The sequence below is a fragment of the Rhodococcus sp. ENV425 genome (genome assembly GCF_002887785.1).
Lineage (GTDB): Bacteria > Actinomycetota > Actinomycetes > Mycobacteriales > Mycobacteriaceae > Rhodococcus > Rhodococcus aetherivorans.
The window spans coordinates 24,505-28,170 of the sequence record NZ_PCZU01000284.1; the positions used below are offsets into that span (position 1 = coordinate 24,505).

The following is a 3,666-nucleotide window of genomic DNA, read 5'->3' on the forward strand; positions in this document are numbered from 1 at the left end:
TCGTCGAGGGCGGCGAGTCCGTCGCCGATGCGGGCGAGGCCGAAGAACACGGTGCGGATGCCGAACAGGAAGGCGACGACGAGGACCGTGACGTCGGGCCAGCGCCAGGCGAGGACACCGAACACGATGTCGGCGAGGCCGAGGACTGCGGTGGTGAGTCGCTCGTCGAGGTCGCCGCGGGCGGCGCGGACCAGACGCAGGGCGCCGCCGACGACGAGGGCGAGCGCGACGGCGGGGGCGAGCAGATCCAGGGCCCGGCCGAGCCAGGCGAGGACGGCGATGCCGAACCCGATCCAGGCGAGGGCGGTGGCGGTCGCCGCCGCCCCGGCGTGGGAGCGGTACGTGGCGAGCAGGTCGGCGGTGCCGGCGGTGATCGCGGCCAGGCCGATGAGCAGGCCCAGCGCGGACAGTGAGGTCAGCGGTCTCGTCGTGAGCAGCAGGCCGAGCAGCAGGCAGACGAGTCCGAGGAGCACGGACGTCCACCACGGTGCCGTGCGCAGCGCGGCGGTGGCGGCGCGGGCTCTGCGGTGGGGACCGGTCGCGGGCATGTCGTCCTCCCCTGGTGCCGACCGAAATGTCCGGTCGAGTGTGGCACGGTCCGCCGGCGCCCGCCCGGTGATCGGTGCCCGCGGCGGGGTCAGCGGGGGCGGACCTGCACGGTTTGCGCGATCCGTCCGACGGCGCCGTCCTCGTCGTACAGCACCCCGGCGGTCATGCCCACCCCGTCCGGGCCGGTGGACGTCTCGGCGCTGATGCCGACCCACTCGCCGACCGGTTCCCGGAACAGGTGCACCGTCAGGTCGGTGTTGAGGAAGGTCCAGACGGCGGGGTCGAGTTTGGAACCGACGCCGTTGGCGACATCGGCGACGGTGAACAGCCGCTCGACCGGGGTCGGGGCCTCGCCCTCGACGAGCGCCAGGTCGGTGCGCAGCCACGCCGCCGACGGCCCCGGCGCCCCGATCGGGGTGATCGTGCGCCAGTCCAGGGTGCGCACGAATCCGGTCTGCCAGAACGCCGAGCCGGGGTGTTCGACGACGCCCTGCGCCGGCGGCGGCAGCGGCGCGTCCGCGGCGTGGGCGACCTCGGGCAGGTCGGCGGTCTGCATGCGCCAGGCGGTGCCACGGGCCACCGCTCGGGGGGTGCCGTCCGGGCCGGCGGCCCACAGCTCGGCGACGACGAGTTCGACCTTGCGGCCGGGGCGGTCGATGCGGGTGCGGACCTCGATCTCGGTCAGCGGCACCGGGCCGAGCAGTTCGACGCAGATGCGGGTCAGTCGGGCGTCGGGGCGGCGGCCGCAGCGTTCGAGGGCGCGGGCCAGCAGCGCCGACGGCGGGGCGCCGTGCTGCATCGTCGGTGCCCACGTGCTGACCGTATGGGCGGTGGGCCGAAACCGTTCGACGGCAGTGCCCCCGTCGCCGGGGCCGCCGTCGATCGGCACGAAGTACGCCGCGTCGCTCACTCGCTCGTTTCCTCCTCTGGACGGGCCGCGCCGGCGGGCTCGTCCGGCCGGCCCGGATAGGGCGGGGCGGTGCCGCCGAATGCCGGGCACCGCACCCGATGATCGCACCACCGGCACAGCGGCCCCGGGTTGGGCTGGAAGTCCCGTGCGTCGGTCGCGGTGCGCACGGCCGCCCAGAGGGCGCGCACGGTGCCCTCGAAGCGGCGCAGTTCGTCCCCGTCGGGGGTGTAGTCGAGCACCTGTCCGTCCGCCAGGTACAGCAGCCGCAGCCGCGCCGGCACCACCCCGCGGGTGCGCAGCACCATCAGCGCGTAGAACTTCAGCTGGAACAGCGCCGCCGCCTCGCCGGTCTCGCGGGGTGCCCGGCCGGTCTTGTAGTCGACCACGCGCACCAGCCCCTGGGGGGAGATGTCGATCCGGTCGACGAAGCCCCGCAGCCGCAGCCCGTCGTCCAGTTCGGTTTCCACGCGCAGCTCGCACGCTTGCGGGGTGAACCCGGTGGGATCCTCGAGTGCGAAGTAGCGGGCGACGAGGGCGCGGGCCTCGGTGAGGAACCGGTCGCGCTCGCCCGGGCCGATCACGTCGGCGAGGTCGGGTGCCTCCTCGAGCAGCCGCTGCCACGCCGGTGCCACCAGCTCGCCGGCGGGTCCGGGCCGCCGCTCGGCGGCCGGCAGCGCGAACAACGCCTCGAGGGCTGCGTGGACGACGCTGCCGCGCAGCTGGGCCCGCGACGGGACCTCGGGGATCCGGTCGATCGCCCGGAACCGGTACAGCAGCGGACAGCGTTTGAAGTCGGCGGCGCGCGACGGCGACAGCGCCGGCGTCCGCGGGGCCGCGGGCCGGTCGTCGGTGGGGGGCGTCGTCGCGGCTGTGCTCACACCTGGCAGGGTATGGCCCGGGACCGACACGGTGTCGGTACCGGCGGAGCGGACGAAGGTGGATACGGCGATGGCAGCAGGTGGACTCGGGCGCAGCGGACCGTTCGAGGTCGGTGACCGGGTGCAGCTCACCGACGCCAAGGGCCGCAAGTACACGGTGGTGCTCGAGGCGGGCAAGGAGTTCCACACCCACCGCGGCGGCATCCTGCACGACGCGCTCATCGGCACGGACGAGGGCAGCGTCGTCACCTCCACCAACGGCACCCCCTACCTGGCGCTGCGGCCGCTGCTGACCGATTACGTGCTGTCCATGCCGCGCGGGGCGCAGGTGATCTACCCCAAGGACGCCGCGCAGATCGTGCACGAGGGCGACGTGTTCCCCGGCGCCCGGGTGCTCGAGGCGGGCGCCGGTTCGGGTGCGCTGACCTGTTCGCTGCTGCGGGCCGTGGGGCCGACCGGCCGGGTGATCTCCTACGAGGTGCGCGACGACCACGCCGAGCACGCGGTGCGCAACGTCGAGACGTTCTTCGGGGAGCGTCCCGGGAACTGGGATCTCACGGTGGGCGACGTCGCGGACTACGACCTCGACCGGCACGGTCCGGTCGACCGGGTGGTGCTGGACATGCTGGCCCCCTGGGACGCGCTGCCGACGGTGGCGAAGGCGCTGGTACCCGGTGGGGTGCTGATCGTGTACGTGGCGACGGTGACTCAGCTGTCGAAGGTGGTCGAGGCGCTGCGTGAGCAGACCTGCTGGACCGAACCGCGGTCGTGGGAGTCGATGGTGCGCGGCTGGCACGTGGTCGGCCTGGCCGTGCGTCCGGAGCATCGGATGCAGGGGCACACCGCGTTCCTGGTCAGCGCCCGCCGCCTCGCCGAGGGCACCGTCACACCGAAGCCGCAGCGCCGGCCCAGCAAGGGCTGACCGCTCCGATCCGCACGGCGGCCGAGCCGCCTGATCTCCACGGCGGCCGAGCCGCCCCGGTCACGAGCAGTTCAGCGACCCCATCGCCAGGACCTGGCAGGTGCTCTCGTCCGCCAGCCGCCAGGTGCCGTCCTCCCGCTCGAACGTCAGCGGCATCGGGGCGCCGCCGTGCGGACCGGTGACCTGCACGGTTGCCGAGACCGTGTCGTCGTCGACGGCGTTCACGGACTCGACGTCGGCGGTGAGCGGGTAGCCGGCGAGCACCCCGTTGAACTGCTCGAGCAGCGCGCCCCGGTCGTCGCCGTCCTCGACCACCACGGCCTTGTCCGCCGCCGACACCGCCGGGTCGAAGAACGTCGTCAGTACCGCTTCGAGCTCGCCCTCGGTTGCCGCGGCGGCGGGGCCGG

The 3,666-nt window shown here is 74.1% G+C and carries 5 protein-coding genes; 1 reads left to right on the forward strand and 4 read right to left on the reverse strand.

What is annotated here, in order from left to right; genetic code table 11:
* The 3 genes from CQZ88_RS31975 to CQZ88_RS27265 all read right to left on the reverse strand — a co-directional run.
* Positions 1 to 548 (reverse strand): DUF308 domain-containing protein (locus CQZ88_RS31975; protein WP_258008820.1); only part of this gene is annotated, 548 nt, incomplete at its 3' end.
* An 89-nt stretch (positions 549 to 637) separates the two neighbouring features.
* The gene (locus CQZ88_RS27260) at positions 638 to 1,459 is read right to left on the reverse strand and encodes a thioesterase family protein (RefSeq protein ID WP_006931174.1); all 822 of its coding nucleotides are present in this window, start codon (positions 1,457 to 1,459) and stop codon (positions 638 to 640) included.
* Positions 1,456 to 2,337, reverse strand: a complete 882-nt coding sequence (locus CQZ88_RS27265) for a RecB family exonuclease (protein ID WP_006931176.1) — start codon at positions 2,335 to 2,337, stop codon at positions 1,456 to 1,458. The genes CQZ88_RS27260 and CQZ88_RS27265 overlap by 4 nt, the downstream gene beginning before the upstream one ends.
* Before the next feature lie 70 nt (positions 2,338 to 2,407).
* Here CQZ88_RS27265 and CQZ88_RS27270 point away from each other — a divergent pair, with 70 nt between their 5' ends.
* Positions 2,408 to 3,259 carry a tRNA (adenine-N1)-methyltransferase gene (locus tag CQZ88_RS27270; RefSeq protein ID WP_029543751.1) on the forward strand — a complete coding sequence of 284 codons (852 nt, stop codon included), beginning with the start codon at positions 2,408 to 2,410 and terminating at the stop codon, positions 3,257 to 3,259.
* A gap of 60 nt (positions 3,260 to 3,319) precedes the next feature.
* Here the strand turns inward: CQZ88_RS27270 and CQZ88_RS27275 are convergent.
* On the reverse strand, positions 3,320 to 3,666 hold a 347-nt coding region (locus CQZ88_RS27275; protein WP_258008821.1), incomplete at its 5' end, for a nuclear transport factor 2 family protein.

What these genes read in the sequence shown, in the direction of transcription:
- CQZ88_RS27270 (WP_029543751.1), top strand. Translation starts at nt 2,408, where the DNA reads ATGGCAGCAGGTGGACTCGGGCGCAGCGGACCGTTCGAGGTCGGTGAC.